General features: G+C 66.5%; 12 protein-coding genes. 8 read left to right on the forward strand and 4 right to left on the reverse strand.

Features of this window, described 5'->3' with window-relative positions:
• Window positions 1-11: 11 nt before the first annotated feature.
• Complete coding sequence (locus tag QX204_RS15630; RefSeq protein ID WP_301907607.1) at window positions 12-1,496, reverse strand: flavin-containing monooxygenase; 1,485 nt, start codon at window positions 1,494-1,496, stop codon at window positions 12-14.
• A gap of 135 nt (window positions 1,497-1,631) precedes the next feature.
• Here QX204_RS15630 and QX204_RS15635 point away from each other — a divergent pair, with 135 nt between their 5' ends.
• Together QX204_RS15635 and QX204_RS15640 are read left to right on the forward strand one after the other, a co-directional pair.
• The gene (locus QX204_RS15635) at window positions 1,632-2,666 is read left to right on the forward strand and encodes an AraC family transcriptional regulator (protein ID WP_301907608.1); all 1,035 of its coding nucleotides are present in this window, start codon (window positions 1,632-1,634) and stop codon (window positions 2,664-2,666) included.
• A gap of 103 nt (window positions 2,667-2,769) precedes the next feature.
• Window positions 2,770-3,918 (forward strand): acyl-CoA dehydrogenase family protein, encoded by a 1,149-nt coding sequence (locus QX204_RS15640; RefSeq protein WP_131816447.1) that lies wholly within the window; start codon window positions 2,770-2,772, stop codon window positions 3,916-3,918.
• A gap of 71 nt (window positions 3,919-3,989) precedes the next feature.
• Here the strand turns inward: QX204_RS15640 and QX204_RS15645 are convergent, their stop codons facing one another.
• Both QX204_RS15645 and QX204_RS15650 read right to left on the reverse strand, forming a co-directional pair.
• Window positions 3,990-6,155 (reverse strand): 3-hydroxyacyl-CoA dehydrogenase NAD-binding domain-containing protein, encoded by a 2,166-nt coding sequence (locus QX204_RS15645; RefSeq protein WP_301907609.1) that lies wholly within the window; start codon window positions 6,153-6,155, stop codon window positions 3,990-3,992.
• A gap of 36 nt (window positions 6,156-6,191) precedes the next feature.
• A complete protein-coding gene (locus tag QX204_RS15650) occupies window positions 6,192-7,406 on the reverse strand; it encodes an acetyl-CoA C-acetyltransferase (protein WP_301908008.1) in 1,215 nt (404 codons plus the stop codon).
• Window positions 7,407-7,484: 78 nt separating this feature from the next.
• Here QX204_RS15650 and QX204_RS15655 point away from each other — a divergent pair, with 78 nt between their 5' ends.
• The 6 genes from QX204_RS15655 (at window position 7,485) to QX204_RS15680 (ending at window position 13,649) form a co-directional block, all read left to right on the forward strand.
• Complete coding sequence (locus QX204_RS15655) at window positions 7,485-8,162, forward strand: TetR/AcrR family transcriptional regulator (RefSeq protein WP_301908245.1); 678 nt, start codon at window positions 7,485-7,487, stop codon at window positions 8,160-8,162.
• 165 nt (window positions 8,163-8,327) lie between these two features.
• Entirely contained in the window at window positions 8,328-9,737 is a 1,410-nt protein-coding gene (gene hpnE / locus QX204_RS15660) for a hydroxysqualene dehydroxylase HpnE (protein WP_301907610.1), read from the forward strand.
• Window positions 9,738-9,860: 123 nt separating this feature from the next.
• Window positions 9,861-11,090, forward strand: coding sequence for an acyl-CoA dehydrogenase family protein (locus QX204_RS15665; RefSeq protein WP_301907611.1), 1,230 nt, complete (start codon window positions 9,861-9,863; stop codon window positions 11,088-11,090).
• Window positions 11,090-12,238 (forward strand): acyl-CoA dehydrogenase family protein, encoded by a 1,149-nt coding sequence (locus tag QX204_RS15670; RefSeq protein ID WP_301907612.1) that lies wholly within the window; start codon window positions 11,090-11,092, stop codon window positions 12,236-12,238. The genes QX204_RS15665 and QX204_RS15670 overlap by 1 nt, the downstream gene beginning before the upstream one ends.
• Before the next feature lie 2 nt (window positions 12,239-12,240).
• The gene (locus QX204_RS15675; RefSeq protein WP_301907613.1) at window positions 12,241-12,810 is read left to right on the forward strand and encodes a QsdR family transcriptional regulator; all 570 of its coding nucleotides are present in this window, start codon (window positions 12,241-12,243) and stop codon (window positions 12,808-12,810) included.
• 14 nt (window positions 12,811-12,824) lie between these two features.
• Window positions 12,825-13,649: an enoyl-CoA hydratase-related protein gene (locus QX204_RS15680; RefSeq protein ID WP_301907614.1), complete on the forward strand. Its 825-nt coding sequence runs from the start codon at window positions 12,825-12,827 to the stop codon at window positions 13,647-13,649.
• Window positions 13,650-13,652: 3 nt separating this feature from the next.
• Here the strand turns inward: QX204_RS15680 and QX204_RS15685 are convergent, their stop codons facing one another.
• Window positions 13,653-15,263 carry a GMC family oxidoreductase gene (locus QX204_RS15685; protein WP_301907615.1) on the reverse strand — a complete coding sequence of 537 codons (1,611 nt, stop codon included), beginning with the start codon at window positions 15,261-15,263 and terminating at the stop codon, window positions 13,653-13,655.
• Between the last annotated feature and the right edge of the window lie 53 nt (window positions 15,264-15,316).

Consider the following 15,316-nt stretch of genomic DNA (forward strand, 5'->3'; position numbering starts at 1 on the left):
GTCGGCGAATATCACTGGCCCGCGGTCGTTGTCGTGCCGGTGCGCAGGTGATAGTGCTCGGGGCGCAGTGTTCGGGTCTGCAGTCGGTAACTCACGACCGGGCCCGGCCAGTTGTTGGTGATCCGGCCTGCGGCGTTGCGATACCAGCTCGAGCACAGACCCCACGGCGTACGGTCGAGCCGGGCCTGCAGCTTCACGTCGTGTTCCTCGGCCACCGCACGCCGGACATCGAGAGTGTGCGCCGGATTGCGGGACAGTTCCTGCAGTGCCTGGCGGATATAGCGGGCCTGCGATTCGATCATGTAGACGATCGAACCGACGCCCAGGTTCGTATTGGGCCCGTACACCATGAACATATTCGGGAATCCCGGCACCGACATGCCGTGATAGGCGCGGGCACCGCCTTGCCATTCGTCCTCCAGCTTGCGCCCGTTCGCGCCGTGGATCTTCATCGGCCACAGGAATTCGGTGCCCTTGAATCCGGTCCCGTAGATGATCACGTCGACCTCGTGGACCACACCGTCGGCGGTTCTCACCCCGGTCGGCACGATTTCGGCGATCTCGGTCGTCTCCACCCGCACGTTGGGCTGGGTCAGCGCCGGGTAGTAGTTGTTGGAGAACAGCCCGCGCTTGCAGCCGGGCGCGTAGTCGGGCGTCAGTTTCGCGCGCAGCTCCGGGTCGGCGACCTGCTTGCGCAGATGGTTCACCGCGATCTTGGTGACCAGGCCCCTGATCGCGGGAACATCGGCGATGCCGAGCGAGAGGAACTCACACAGCGCCCAGACCGCGAACCGCTCGGCGAGCCGGACCGGCGGCACCGCCGCAAACATCCGGTGATGCCACGGCTTGTACTCGACATCGGGCTTGGGCAGCACCCACGCCGCCGAGCGCTGGAACAGCGTCAGCGCCGCCACCCGCGGCTGGATGGCGGGCACGAACTGGATCGCGCTGGCGCCGGTACCGACAACGGCGACCCGCTTGCCCGTCAGGTCGACGCTGTGGTCCCACTCCGCGGAGTGGAACGCGGGTCCGTCGAACGAGCCGATGCCCGCGATGGTGGGCAGCGCGGGCCGCGACAGCTGGCCGACCGCGGAGATCAGCACGTCGGTAGTGACCTCGTAGCCGTCGGCGGTGCGCACCGTCCATGTCCCGCTCGCATCGTCGAACTCGGCTCCGGTCACCTCGGACTCGAACCGGATCCGCTCGAGCAGACCGTTGTCGCGCGCCACCGCACGCAGGTAGGCGTAGATATCGGACTGTCCTGAAAAGCGCTTGGGCCAATTCGATTTCGGCGCGTAGGAGTAGGAGTAGAGCGGGGACGGAATATCGCAACCGGCGCCCGGGTAGGTGTTCTCCCGCCACACGCCGCCCACATCCGAGGCCCGCTCCAGGATGACGAGGTCATCGAAACCGTGGCGCAGCAATTCCATCGCCATACCGAGGCCGCCGAACCCGGTGCCGATGATGACAGCGGACGGCGTTGTCCGAATGCGCATAGCGAAGCTCCTCGAGTCATGGATATCTCGGGTCAACGGTAGGTCGCCGGCGACGCGGTGACGAGGACGCGCGCGGACAGAAAATTGACATTTCAGGCCATAATGGAGGGCATGCGCGCGCGGCAGGAGCCAGAAGTGGACACGTGGGACTTTCCCCGGGGTGTCGCCAGTGTCGCCGTGATGCACCGGTTCGCGGTCGAGCACGGCGCCGATGCCACGTCCATCCTCGCAGGCACCGATCTGTCCGTCGCCGACCTCGACTCCGCCGACCGACAGATCGATGCCCGCACGGAACTGCTGGTGGTTCGCAACCTGCTGCGCGAACTCGGAATCAGGCCCGCGCTCGGCATCGAGGTGGGCCGAAGTTATCGCATCAGCGCCTTCGGCATCTACGGCTACGCCTGGATCACCAGTCCCACCCTCGGCGAGGCGATCTCCTTGGCGCTGAGCTACTTCCAGTTGAGCTTCGCGTTCTGCACGCCGGTCGTGGAAGTCGACGACCAGCAGATGATTGCCCGGATCCGACACGATCGGATCCCGGAGGACGTGCGGCAATTCCTCGTCGAGCGCGATACCTTCGCGATGCATCGGGTGCTCGGCGACCTACTCGGCCGACCGGTCGACATCCACCATGCGCGGTTCGCGTTCCCCGAACCCGACTACGGGGACCAGATCGCCGCGATCCTGGGCGTGCACCCCCGATACGCGCACACCGAAACCAGCATTTCGGTGTCCACCGAAACCTTGAACCAGCCACTGCCGCAGGCGAATCAGGCCACGTTGGCACTGTGTCTGGCGCAATGCCGTGAGCTGATCGACCGCCGCACCACCCGCACCGGGATAGCGGCTGATGTTCGCGACCACCTTCTGGCGGGCAGCGGCAGCGCGGGGATCGCGATACCGCCGTCACTGGACGCGGTCGCCCACGATCTCGGAATCACCGGCCGCACCTTACGACGACATCTCGCCGCGGACGGGACCAGCTACCGAGTCCTGCTCGACGAGGCGCGGCGCGGTCTGGCCGAGGACATGTTGGCCGCTACCGCGCTCTCGGTCGAGGAGATCTCCGCGCGGCTCGGCTACACCGAGGCAGGCCCCTTCATCCGCGCTTTCAAACGCTGGACGGCCACCACACCGGCCGCCTACCGACGCACCCGGGGTCGGCGCTGATCACACCGACCCGGACCGCATACGGCGCACTGTTGACGTTCTGCCAATATATCTGACAATCTGTTTTCGCAGATTGAGGCAGATGGCGTCCTGGGAGGCACTGATGACCGCACAAGCGGGCTGGGTAGACGATGAGATCGTGGCTGTTCGCGAACTCGCGACGAAGTTCTTCGAGAAGGAGGTGCTTCCTGGCGCCGAGCGGTACAAACAGCAGGGCCACCCCGACCGTGACCTGTACCGGAAGGCAGGCAAGCTCGGGTTGCTCGCCCCGTCCGTGCCGGAAGAGTACGGCGGCGGGGGCGGCACGTTCGCCCATGAAGCGGCGATCATCGAGGCCCAATCGCGGGCAGGCGACACGTCGATGGGCATCTCGATCCACTCCGGGATCATCGCGCCCTATCTCGTCGAGTTCGCCTCCGAGGAGCTCAAGCGGCGCATTCTGCCCCAGGTGACCAGCGGCGAGTGCCTGCTCTCGATCGCGATGACCGAACCGGGCACGGGCTCGGACCTGCAGAACATCCAGACCAGGGCGGTGCGCGACGGCGACGAGTACGTCATCACCGGTTCGAAGATGTTCATCAGTAACGGCGCGCTCTGCGATGGGGTGATCATCGCCGCGAAGACCGATCCCGACAAGGGCGCCGCGGGGGTCTCGCTCATCTTCGCGGAGGTCGGTGACGACACTCCCGGCTTCACTCGCGGGCGGACGCTGTCCAAGATCGGCGGCACCGGCCAGGACACCGCTGAGCTGTTCTTCGACGGCTTGCGGGTGCCGGTCGGCAACCTGCTCGGCGAGGCCGAGGGGCAAGGCTTCTATCAGATGATGACGCTGCTCCAGCAGGAGCGACTCGTCTGCGCGGTGATGGCCGTGGCGTCGATGGAGGCCGCGGTGGCGATGACCATCGCCTACACCAAGGATCGGCAGGCCTTCGGAAAGCCGCTGCTCGGCTTCCAGAACACCAAGTTCGAGCTCGCCGAGTGCGCCACCATCGCCCGAATCAGCCGCGTCTTCCTCGATGACTGCCTCACCCGGCACCTGGCGGGCGAACTCGATGTGGCGACGGCGTCGATGGCGAAATACTGGCTCACCGATCAGTTGAGCGTGGTGGCCGACCGGTGCCTGCAGCTGTTCGGCGGATACGGGTTCATGACCGAATACCCGATCTCGGAGATCTTCACCAGCGCGCGGGTGCTGCGCATTCTCGCGGGAACGAACGAGATCATGAAGGAACTGATCGCCCGTTCCCTGTAGCCGCTCCGACACAGAACCCCCCGGCGCCCGGAGATACCGGGCGACGGGGGGTTCTGTTCGTCGGAGGACGGTCAGCCGAGGGTTTCCCCGGCAGCGGCCTTGACCCGCAACGACTCCGGGACCTCGAACCGCTCACCGTAGGCGGCCCGCAGTTCATCGGCTCGCGCGACGAAGCCGGCCAGCCCGCCCGCGTACTGGTTGATGTACTGGATCACGCCGCCGGTCCAGGCCGGGAACCCGATGCCGAAGATCGACCCGATATTGGCGTCCGGCACGGTACGCAGCACGCCCTCGTCGAAACACCGCACGGTATCGAGGGATTCGGCGAACAGCATCCGTTCCTGCATGTCGATGAACGCGATGCCGTGATCGTCACGGGTGTACTTCTCGACCAGTCCCGGCCACAGGCCGAGCTTCTTGCCGTCGGCGTCGTATTCGTAGAAGCCGCGACCCTCGAGTCGGCCCGGGCGTTCGAAGTCGTCGACCATCGCGTCGACGAGCGGGTAGGCCTTCGAGTCGACCCACTCCTTGCCTTCGGCGAGCAGGTTCTCCTTCAGGCTGCGCCGGATCTTCTGCGCCAGCTTCATATTGATCTCGTCGGCCAGCGCCAACGCACCCACCGGGTAACCGGCCTGGGTGGCTGCCTGCTCGACCGAGGCCGGGTGCACGCCCTCGGCGACCAGCGCGATGGCCTCGTCCATGAACTGGCCGATGACCCGGCTGGTGAAGAAGCCGCGGCTGTCGTTGACCACGATCGGCGTCTTCTTGATCGCCAGGGTGTAGTCGATGGCGCGGGCGATGGCTTCGTCGCTGGTTTCGTCGCCGACGACGATCTCGACCAGCGGCATCTTGTCCACCGGGGAGAAGAAGTGCAGCCCGATGAAGTCCTTCGGCCGCTTGACGCCGGTGGACAGATCGGTGATCGGCAGGGTCGAGGTATTGGACCCGAGCAGCGCATCGGAGTTCACCAGGTGTTCGATCTCGCCGAACACCTTCTTCTTCAGGCTCGGATCCTCGAACACCGCCTCGACCACGAAGTCGCAGCCCGCGGCGTCGGCCGGATCCGCGGACGGGTGGATGCGACCGAGGATCTCGTCGTACTTGTCCTGCGTGATCGCACCCTTGCGCAGCGCCTTGTCGAGCAGCTTGCGCGAGTAGGCCTTTCCGCGCTCGGCCGCCTCGATGGTGACGTCCTTGAGCACGACCTGCATGCCGGCGCGGGCCTGCACATAGGCGATGCCCGCGCCCATCATGCCCGCGCCGAGCACGAGGACCTTCTCCGGCGTGCGCACGGGGAAGCCTTCGGGGCGGCTGCCGCCCTTGTTGATCGTGCCCAGATCGAAGAACAGGGACTTGATCATGTTCGTCGAGACCTGGCCGCAGATCAGGTTGGTGCAGTAGCGGGTCTCGATCGCGAACGCGGTGTCGATGTCGACCTGCGCGCCCTCCACCGCGGTGGCGAGCACCGCGATCGGTGCGGGCATCGGTGCACCCTTGAGCTGTTTGCGCACGTTGGCCGGGAACGCGGGCAGGTTCGCCGCGACCGCCGGGCTCGACGGGACGCCGCCGGGGATCTTGTAGCCCTTCACGTCCCACGGCTGCGCGGCCTCGGGGTTGGCCGAGATCCAGGCACGGGCCTGGGCGAACATCTCGTCGCTGGTGGCGGCGACCTCGTGGATGATCCCGACCTGCAACGCCTTGGCGGGCTTCATCCGCTGGCCCTGCCCGACGACATTGAGCACCGCGTTGGTGATGCCGAGCAGCCGTACAGTCCTGGTGACGCCGCCCGCGCCGGGCAGCAGCCCGAAGGTGACCTCCGGCAGGCCGAGCAGGCTGCCCTTGGCGTCGAGCGCGATCCGGTGGTGGGTGGCGAGCGCGACCTCGAAGCCGCCGCCGAGCGCGGTGCCGTTGATCGCGGCGACCACCGGCTTGCCCAGGGTCTCGAGCCGACGGAACGCGGCCTTGTAGGTGTCGAGGCCGAGCGCGATCTGCGGTGCGGTCTCCGGCGTCGCGTTCATCAGCAGGTTCAGGTCACCACCGGCGAAGAAGGTGTCCTTACCCGAGGTGAGGATGACGCCGTCGAAGCTGTCCTTCTCGGCCTCGAGCCGGTCGACGGTCGCGGTGAGGTCGCGGGCGAACGCCTCGGTCATCGTGTTGGTGGACTGGTTCGGGTCGTCGATGGTGAGCACGAGCACCCGGTCGGCGCCGAGGTCCCAGGCAATCATGTTGTCAGTCATTGCTTTTCGTATTTCCTTCGGTATCGGGTCCGACGCTCAGACGCGCTCGATGATGGTGGCGATGCCCATGCCGCCGCCGATGCACAGGGTGATCAGCGCGCGACGCGCGCCCCGACGCTCGAGCTCGTCGACCATGGTTCCGGTGATCATGGCGCCGGTCGCGCCCAGCGGGTGGCCCATGGCGATGGCGCCGCCGTTGACGTTGAGCTTCTCGTCGGGGATGTTCAGCTTCTTCTGGAAGTTGAGCACCACCGACGCGAAGGCTTCGTTGAGCTCGAACAGGTCGATGTCGTCGACCGTGAGCCCCGCCTGCGCCAAGACCTTCTCGGTCGCCGGAACCGGCCCGGTGAGCATGATCGTCGAATCGGCGCCACTCACCGCGGCGGCGACCACCCGGGCGCGCGGCGTGAGACCCGCGGCGACACCGGCGGATTCACTACCGATCAGGACCAGCGCCGAACCGTCGACGATGCCGGAGGAGTTACCGGCGTGGTGGACGTGGTTGATCTTCTCGACGTGGTGGTACCGCTGCAGGGCCACGGCGTCGAAGCCACCCATCTCCCCCATCGCCGCGAACGACGGCGGCAGCCCGGCCAGGCTGTCCACCGTGGTGTCGGGGCGCATGAACTCGTCGTGGTCGAGCAGCACCGCGCCGTTGATATCGCGCACCGGGACAATGGATTTGGCGAAGTAGCCGCCCGACCAGGCCGCGGCGGCCTTGCGCTGCGACCGCACCGCGAAGGCGTCGACATCCTCGCGGCTGAAGCCCTCGATCGTGGCGATCAGGTCGGCGCTGACGCCCTGGGGCACGAAGTAGGTGTCGTAGTTGGTGACCGGGTCCATCGCCCACGCACCGCCGTCGGAGCCCAGCGGAATCCGCGACATCGACTCCACGCCGCCGGCGATGACGAGCTGCTCCCAGCCCGAGCGCACCTTCTGGGCGGCGGTGTTGACGGCCTCGAGGCCCGAACCGCAGAACCGGTTGAGCTGCACACCGGCGACGGTGTCGGGCAGACCGGCCGCCAAGGCGGCGGTCTTGGCGATGTCGGCGCCCTGATCGCCGACCGGCGACACCACGCCGAGCACGATGTCGTCGATCGTCGCGGGGTCGAGTCCGGGGTGGCGGGTCTTCAGTTCGTCGATGAGCCCGACCACCAGATCGAGCGGCTTGACCCCGTGCAGGGCGCCGGTCTTCTTGCCGCGCCCGCGCGGGGTGCGAATCGCCTCGTAGATGAATGCCTCGGTCATGATTCTCTCTCCTCGCTGAAATCTGACAATAGGATGCCGCAGATTTGGAAATCTGACAAGGCTCTGTGGCAGACTCGGCGCATGGTGAAGGATCGTGCGTATGCGGGTGTGCCCGCCGAACAGCGGCGCGCACAGCGTCGGACCACGTTCCTGGAGGCCGCCAGGGAGATCGTCGGCACCCAGGGCTCGGCCCGGCTCACCGTCGGCGGCCTCTGCCGCCAGGCCGGACTGACCGAGCGATACTTCTACGAGAACTTCACCAACCTCGACGCCGTCGTCGGCGAGGTCTACGACCAGGCCATCGGTGAGCTCACCGACCTGATCGCCGGCCGAGTACGGGCGGCCCCCGATCCCCTGCGCGACAAGGTGCACGCGGCCATCGCCGCGGGCCTGCAAGCGGTCGCCGACGACCCGCGGCTGATCCGCATCGCCTTCACCGAAGCCCAGCTCAACCCCCTCCTCAACGAGCGCCGTACCGCGACGATCCGCAGCTTCGCCGCCCTGGTGTTGGCGACGGTGAACAAGCGACTCAGTCCGGAGAGCACCGCGACCGCGGGGGCATACGGCGAGCTCGCCGCGATGCACCTCGTCGGCGGACTGTACGAAACCGTCTACGGCTGGCTCAACGGAACACTCGACCTGACCAGAGACGAACTCGTCGACGAGTCGACCGAGATCTTCCTCGTCGTCGTCGAACAGATCCTGGGCCCCGAAAGTCATCAGCGGCGCCAGCGCGTGCCCAAACGACGCACGAGCTGATCTCGTTCGCGCGGGAGCACCTCGCTCCCATTCGCGCCCCCCGATGAGGCGAGTTCCGTTCCGTCCGAGCGGGTTCGCCTCTGTACGAACACGCCGACGTCGTGCGAGTATGACGTGAATATTCTCTCATTCATTCTCGCATTCATCGATTGTCCGGAGGTACCGATGGGGCAGCAAGAATCCCCGCATATCCTGGTCGCGGGCGCGGGCCTGGCCGGTTTGGCCACCGCGGTCTGGCTCGCGGAGGCAGGTCACCGAGTCACCCTCGTCGAGAAGCGGGGACGGCTCGGCGGTCGCACGATCTCGTTCGAGGTGCCCGGTATCGAAGGCAGGGTCGACAACGGCCAGCACCTGTTCGCCGGTTGCTACGACGCGCTGCTGCGCTATGTCGACACCATCGGCACACGGGATCAACTCCGCTGGGACGCACCACCTTTCGCGATCAGGACCGGACCCGACCGGCTGTTGACCCTGCGCGCGCCCACCTGGTTGCCCGGCACGCTGCGTCGTGCCGTCGGGCTGTCCTGGATGGTGTGGCCGCCGATCCCGCTGCGTGAGCGACCCGCCGCCCTGCGCACCTGGGCGCGGATCGCCCGCGCCGCGCTGCGCCCGGCACCCGAACTCGACGATCTGACCGTCGATCGCTGGTTCATCCAGATCGGCGCACCCGCATCGTTGCGCGCGTTGGTGCTCGATCAGTTCGTCATCGGGTTGCTCAACGAGAAGACCGAGCGGGTGTCGGCCTCCATGTTCGTCCAGACCCTGCACTGGATCGGCAAGCGCGCGCTGTCGGGAAACACCAGGGCCGGCGACGCGGTCTGGCCGAAGGTGAGCCTGCACGAGTTGTTCGTCGCGCCCGCCGAGCGTTACCTGCGGGCGCACGGTGGGGAGATCATCGTCGGCGCCGGTGTCGCCGATATCGAGATCACCGACGACGGGCTCACCGGTGTGCAGCTCTCCGACGGGCGCGTCATCGAGGTCGACGCGGCGGTTCTCACGTTGCCGCCGTGGTCGCTGACGACGCTCCTCGATCGCGGACGGCTCGGGCAGTACGACCATTTCACCCCCGTGCGCAAGATCGAGCCCGCCCCGATCTCGAGCGTCTACGTCTGGCTGGATCGCCCACTGAAGATGCGCAGGCTCGCGGAGAATTTGCGCGACACCACCATCGAGTGGGTCTTCGACACCACGGGCATGCACGGCGTCGAGACCGAGGCAGGGCACTGCTATTCGCTGGCGGTGAGCGCGTCGTGGGATGTCGTCCATCTGCCCAACGCCGAATTCACCGCGGCGGCACTGGCATCGTTGACCAAGCACTACCCCGAGGTCGCCGAGGCCGAGGTGCTGCGCACCCACGTCATCCACCAGCCGCAGGCGACCTTCTCGGCGCAGCCCGGTTTCGACGAGCTGCGCCTGCCGCAGCGCACGCCGATCGAGGGCCTGTTCCTCGCCGGCGACTGGACCGAGACCGGGATGCCCTCGACGATGGAAGCCGCCGTCGAGAGTGCGGTCCGCGCCGTCGACGCCGTCGGCGAATATCTCGGTACCCGCAGCGGTGTCGTCCACACTAAGTGAATCGTCATTCTGGGCATTGATGCCGCCGAACCAGTTGATTCCGGGCTGAGACAGAAGTACATTGTGTCTCACACAGCCGCAGGTCCGCACGGATACAATGGCGCACATCCCTCCGGAGGGTTGATGGATTACGACTGGTCAGCGGCCGATATGGCCTTTCGAGACGAGGTTCGGGCCTTTCTCGACGAGAAGCTGACACCCGAACTACGCCGCGCCGGACACTTGGCGACAAGTGTCTATCCGGATCACGAAGCCAGCATGAAGTGGCAGCACATTCTTCATGAGCGCGGGTGGGCGGCACCAGCGTGGCCGGGCGAATACGGCGGCTGCGACTGGAGCCTCACCCAGCACTACATCTTCGGCCGGGAGTTGATGCAGGCCGGCGCGCCCGCGCTGTCGCCGATGGGCATCAGGATGGTCGCGCCCGCGATCGTCGCCTTCGGAACCACCGAGCAGAAGGCGTACTACCTGCCACGGATCCTCACCGGCGAAGTGTTCTTCTGCCAGGGGTATTCGGAGCCGGAGTCCGGCTCGGATCTGGCCTCGCTGACGATGGCCGCCGTCGACGACGGTGACGATTTCGTGTGCACCGGAAGCAAGATCTGGACCACCCACGCGACCGAGGCGAATTGGATCTTCTGTCTGGTCCGCACGTCGCGCGAGGGAAAGAAGCAGCAGGGCATCACCTTCCTGCTCATCGACATGACCTCGCCGGGCATCGAGATCCGCCCGCTGGTCATGACCTCCGGCGAGCAGGTTCAGAACCAGGTCTTCTTCGACAGCGTCCGAGTGCCGAAAAGCAATGTGCTCGGCCAGATCGACGACGGCTGGACCGTGGCGAAATATCTGCTCGTCCACGAACGTGGTGGGGCACTGTCGCCGATGCTGCAGGTCATGGCCCAGGAAGTCGCTACGGCGGCAGCCGGGCAGACCGGTCCGGACGGCAATCCGCTGATCGAGGACGCCACCTTCGCGGCGAAGTTGGCCGAGGCGCGGATTCGCACCGAAGTGCTCGAGATCCTCGAGTACCGAACGCTGTCGGTGATGGCGCAGGGCAAGAACCCCGGCCCCGCCTCGTCGATGCTCAAGATCCTGGCCACCGAACTGAGCCAGAAGATCACCGAATTGGCGCTCGAGGCAGCGGGACCGCGCGGTCGGGTGTACCAACCGCACGCGACGAAACCGGGCGGGCCGATCGCCGAGTTCCAGCCACCGGCCGACGGCTACCGCAGCGGCGAAGACTGGCAGGCCGTGGCGCCGCTGCGCTACTTCAACGACCGGGCAGGCTCGATCTACGCGGGCAGCAACGAAATTCAGCGAAATATCCTCGCCAAGGCAGCATTGGGGCTCTGATGGACTTCACCTTCACCAAAGAGCAGGAACTCCTGCGCGATTCGGTGGCCCGATTCCTCGGTGCCCGTTACGACCTGGAGAAAAGTCGCAGCGCGGTCAAGTCCGACGCGGGGTGGCAGCCCGCTGTGTGGCGCGGTTTCGCCGAGGAGCTGGGCATCCTCGGTGCGACGCTGCCCGAGGAGGTCGACGGTATGGGCGGTGGACCGATCGAAATGATGGTCATCGCCGAGGAACTCGGGCGCGCGCTCGTCGTCGAACCGTATGTCGACACGGTCGTCGTCGGGGCAGGTCTGCTGAAACGCTCGGGCGGCGCGGCTGCCGATGCTCTGCTGCGCCAGATCGTGGACGGTACGGCGCGCACCGCGTTCGCCGCACTCGAGCCGACCTCGGGTCACACGCTGCACGATGTTTCGACGACCGCGCGCCGCGACGGTGATTCGTGGGTGATCGACGGCAGCAAGACCGTCGTGACCAGTGCGCCGTTGGCGACCCATCTGATCATCAGCGCTCGCACCGCCGGTGCTCGGCGCGACGAATCCGGTATCTCGTTGTTCCTCACCGAATTCGATGCGGCGAATACGCCGGCCGGGGTGGAAATCCACTCCTTCCGGACGATCGACGATCGGGTGGGTTCCGATATCACCTTCACCGAATTCCGCGTGCCCGCCGCCGCGCTGCTCGGCGCCGAAGGCGAGGCATGGTCCTCGATCGCGGCCACCGCCGATGAGGCGATCGCGGCGATCGCCTCGGAAGCGGTGGGCTGTATGCGCAAGGTGCTGGCCGATACGGTCGAATACGCCAAACAACGCCAGCAATTCGGTCAGCCGATCGGCAGCTTCCAAGTCCTGCAACACCGCATGGTCGATATGTACATGGAGCTCGAACAGGCTATTGCCGCAGCGTATTTGGCGATCTACTCGTTGAACGCGGCACCAGCGGACCGGGCGCGGGCGGCATCGGCGGCCAAGGTCACCGTCAGTCGTGCCGCTCGGTTCATCGGCCAGAACTCCGTCCAGCTGCACGGTGCGATGGGCATGACCGAAGAACTCGCTATCGGCCACTATTTCAAGCGGCTGACCGCGATCGAGCACGAATTCGGATCCACCGACCACCATCTCGCCCGCTACGCCGAGTTGACGAGGCCGTAGTCGTGACCAGCGGCACGGTGCGCGAGGACATCATCGACCTCGCGCACCGGTGGTTTCTCGAGGGCCGCCGCATCGATATGCAACAGCTGGCCCGTGCATCGGGGATCGGCCGCGCCACCCTGTATCGCTGGTGGGGTAGTCGGGAAGTCGTGATCGGCGAAGTGGTCTGGCGGATCATCGCGGAGGCGATCGGTCGGGTCGAGGCGCGCGATCCCGACGTGTCCGATGATCCCGCCGGACGCTTCGTGCGTAACTTCGGCACCCTCGCGGATACCGTGCGCACCTTCGAACCGCTCACCCGATTCGTCGCCGACGACCCGGAATACGGCTTGCGCGTGCTGACTTCGGGCTACACCGTCGTCCAGGGCCGCATGATCGACTGGGTCGCCTCGCGCCTGACCGACCTGCCCGATCTCGATCCGCGCATCGAAGTCCGCGATCTCGCCTATGCGATCGTGCGCGTCGGCGAAGCTTTCGTCTGGAGCGACATCATCACCGGTGATCCGCCACAGTCCGGCAAGGCCACCGCCATGGTCGAGTTGCTCGTTTCCGCCGCATCCGGCCGACGCTGAACCAAGGAGTCGAATTGACCTACAAGACCATCACTTACAGCGTGGACGCGGCCGTCGCCACCATCACGCTGAACCGTCCCGAGGCACGCAACGGTTTCACCACCGAGATGGCCGACGAACTGGGCGCTGCCTTCACCGCAGCCGACCATGACGACGATGTTCGCGCGGTGATCTTCGCCGCCGAGGGGCGAGACTTCTGCGTCGGCATGGATCTGACGGCGGGTGGATCCGATGAGGACGTGACCGCTCCCGACTGGGTCGAATGGTCCACCCGGGTCGTACGCCCGATGACCGACCTGAACAAGCCCGTCATCGTCGCCATGCAGGGCGCCGCCATCGGCGTCGGTCTGTCCATGACGCTCGCCGCCGACTTCCGCCTTGCCGCAACCGATTCCCGCTTCGGATTCGTCTTCGCCCGCCGGGGCCTGTTCCCCGAGGGTGGTTCGCTCTGGTTCCTGCCCCGCATCGTCAGCCTCGCCAAAGCCAAGGAATGGACGATCACCGGCCGCGTCTTCGGCGCCGACGAAGCCCTCGCCGCGGGCCTGGTCACCAGTCTGCACGCCACCGAAGACCTGCTGCCCGCCGCGAAGGCCCTCGCCGCCGAACTGACCACTCAGGTGGCCCCCGTCTCCATCGCCGCCATCCGCCGCGGCCTGGTCGCCATGTCCGGCGACAAAACCCCCGACGACGTCTTCACCCTCGACGCCCGCCTCATCTCCTACGCCTTCTCCAGCGCTGATCTGCGCGAAGGCATCATGTCCTTCCTCCAGAAGCGCGCACCCCACTTCACCGGCAAGGTGGCCGCCGAACTCCCCCACCTCGACGACTGGCTGTCCTGACGCTCACCCGTTCAGGATCAGGTCCGCGCATTTCTCGCCGATCATGATCGCGGGCGCGTTGGTGTTGCCCCCTGTCACGCTCGGCATGATCGAGGCGTCCGCGACGCGCAGGCCGTCGATTCCGCGCACCCGCAGCTGCGGATCCACCACCGCCCGCTCGTCGATCCCCATCCGGACCGACCCGACCGGGTGATAGACGGTGTGGATGCGATTCGGCAGTTCTTCGCGCATCGCCGCGGCACCGGTGAATTGCGCGCCCGGAACGAGTTCGCCCTCGTTGTCGCCGGTTCCCGCCATGATCTCGCGGACCATGGCGATGCCTTCGAGCAGTACCTCGGTGTCGTTCGGCGCTGTCAGATAGGCCGGATCGATCAGCGGCGCGGCCGTTGGATCCGCCGATGCCAACCGGACAGTCCCCCGGCTCTCGGGATAGATGAGCGCGGGAAAAACGCTTTGCCCCGGCTTCTTGGTGGCCGGCACAACGCGCTTGTCGGAGTCCTGATTCGGTGACGGATAGACCCAGAAGAGGCTGAGTAGCTGCAGGTCCGGAATCTCGCGCGCGTGCGAGGTGCGCACGAAGGCGACGGATTCGAAGGAGGAACCAGCCGCCCACGACGATCCCGGACGCACTCGCTCGGTCGCCAGTCCACGCAGGAAGTACGGCGCCGTCGGCCTGCGCAACGCTGATTTCATCGTGAACGAGAGGGGGACGAAGAGGTGGTCGTGCAGGTTGTCGCCGACCGGGAGATCCGCGTTGACGGCGATGCCGTGCTCTGCCAGGTGCGCGGCCGGGCCGATCCCGGACAGTTGCAACAGCTGAGGCGACCCGTACGCGCCGGCCGACACGACGACCTCGCGCGATGCTCGGATCACCCGCGTGCCGCCGTCGACCAGGATTTCCACGCCCGTCGCGCGGGAGCCTTCGATGACTACCTTGCTCACCCTCGCCTTCGTGAGCACGGTGAGGTTGGGTAGCCGATCCTGGTGCAGGTAGCCCTCGGCGGTGGAGTACCGCCGACCTTGCGAGGCGCTCTGTTGAAAGACCGCGACGCCTTCCTGACTCGCGCCGTTGTAGTCGTCGAGCTCGGGCACGCCGAGACGCGTCGCGGTGGCGTCCATGAACGCGCGCGCCGCGTCGGTGAGGGTGTGCCGGCGAGTGACCTTGATCGGACCGCCGGCCCCTCGCCATTCGCTCGCGCCGTCCTCCCAGTCCTCCATCCGCTTGAAGTACGGCAGGACGTCCTGGTAGGACCAACCGTGACAGCCTTCGGCGGCCCAGTCGTCGTAGTTCTTCCTGTTGCCCCGCACGAAGAGCATCCCGTTGACCGAGCTCGATCCGCCGAGCACCCGACCGCGCGTCATCGGGATCTCGCGGTCGAGCGCGTTGCGCTGCGGCGTCGACTTGTCGCCCCAATCGAACAGTTTCTTCAGCTGCGGCGTCGAGTGCATGACGTTGATCGCCCCCGGGATCTGGAACAACATCTTGGCCCAGCCCTTGTTGTCCACCCCGCCGGCTTCGAGCAGCACCACGGACGCGCCGCTTTCGGCGAGCCTGCGCGCGACCACACAGCCCGCGCTGCCCGCGCCGACAACGAGGTAATCGGTCTCGGTCATGGTGTTCTCCATTCGGGAGTCGACCCATAACAACACCCGAATACTAGCGTGCG

Origin of the sequence: Nocardia sp. PE-7 (assembly GCF_030486425.1) — a bacterium.
Lineage (GTDB): Bacteria > Actinomycetota > Actinomycetes > Mycobacteriales > Mycobacteriaceae > Nocardia > Nocardia salmonicida_A.

Bases quoted from the DNA above. Each gene is read 5' to 3' on its own strand.
- QX204_RS15665 (WP_301907611.1), top strand. From the start codon at position 9,861: ATGGATTACGACTGGTCAGCGGCCGATATGGCCTTTCGAGACGAGGTT.
- QX204_RS15645 (WP_301907609.1), bottom strand. From the start codon at position 6,155: ATGACTGACAACATGATTGCCTGGGACCTCGGCGCCGACCGGGTGCTC.
- QX204_RS15655 (WP_301908245.1), top strand. From the start codon at position 7,485: ATGGTGAAGGATCGTGCGTATGCGGGTGTGCCCGCCGAACAGCGGCGC.
- QX204_RS15670 (WP_301907612.1), top strand. From the start codon at position 11,090: ATGGACTTCACCTTCACCAAAGAGCAGGAACTCCTGCGCGATTCGGTG.
- hpnE (WP_301907610.1), top strand. From the start codon at position 8,328: ATGGGGCAGCAAGAATCCCCGCATATCCTGGTCGCGGGCGCGGGCCTG.
- QX204_RS15685 (WP_301907615.1), bottom strand. From the start codon at position 15,263: ATGACCGAGACCGATTACCTCGTTGTCGGCGCGGGCAGCGCGGGCTGT.
- QX204_RS15640 (WP_131816447.1), top strand. From the start codon at position 2,770: ATGACCGCACAAGCGGGCTGGGTAGACGATGAGATCGTGGCTGTTCGC.
- QX204_RS15630 (WP_301907607.1), bottom strand. From the start codon at position 1,496: ATGCGCATTCGGACAACGCCGTCCGCTGTCATCATCGGCACCGGGTTC.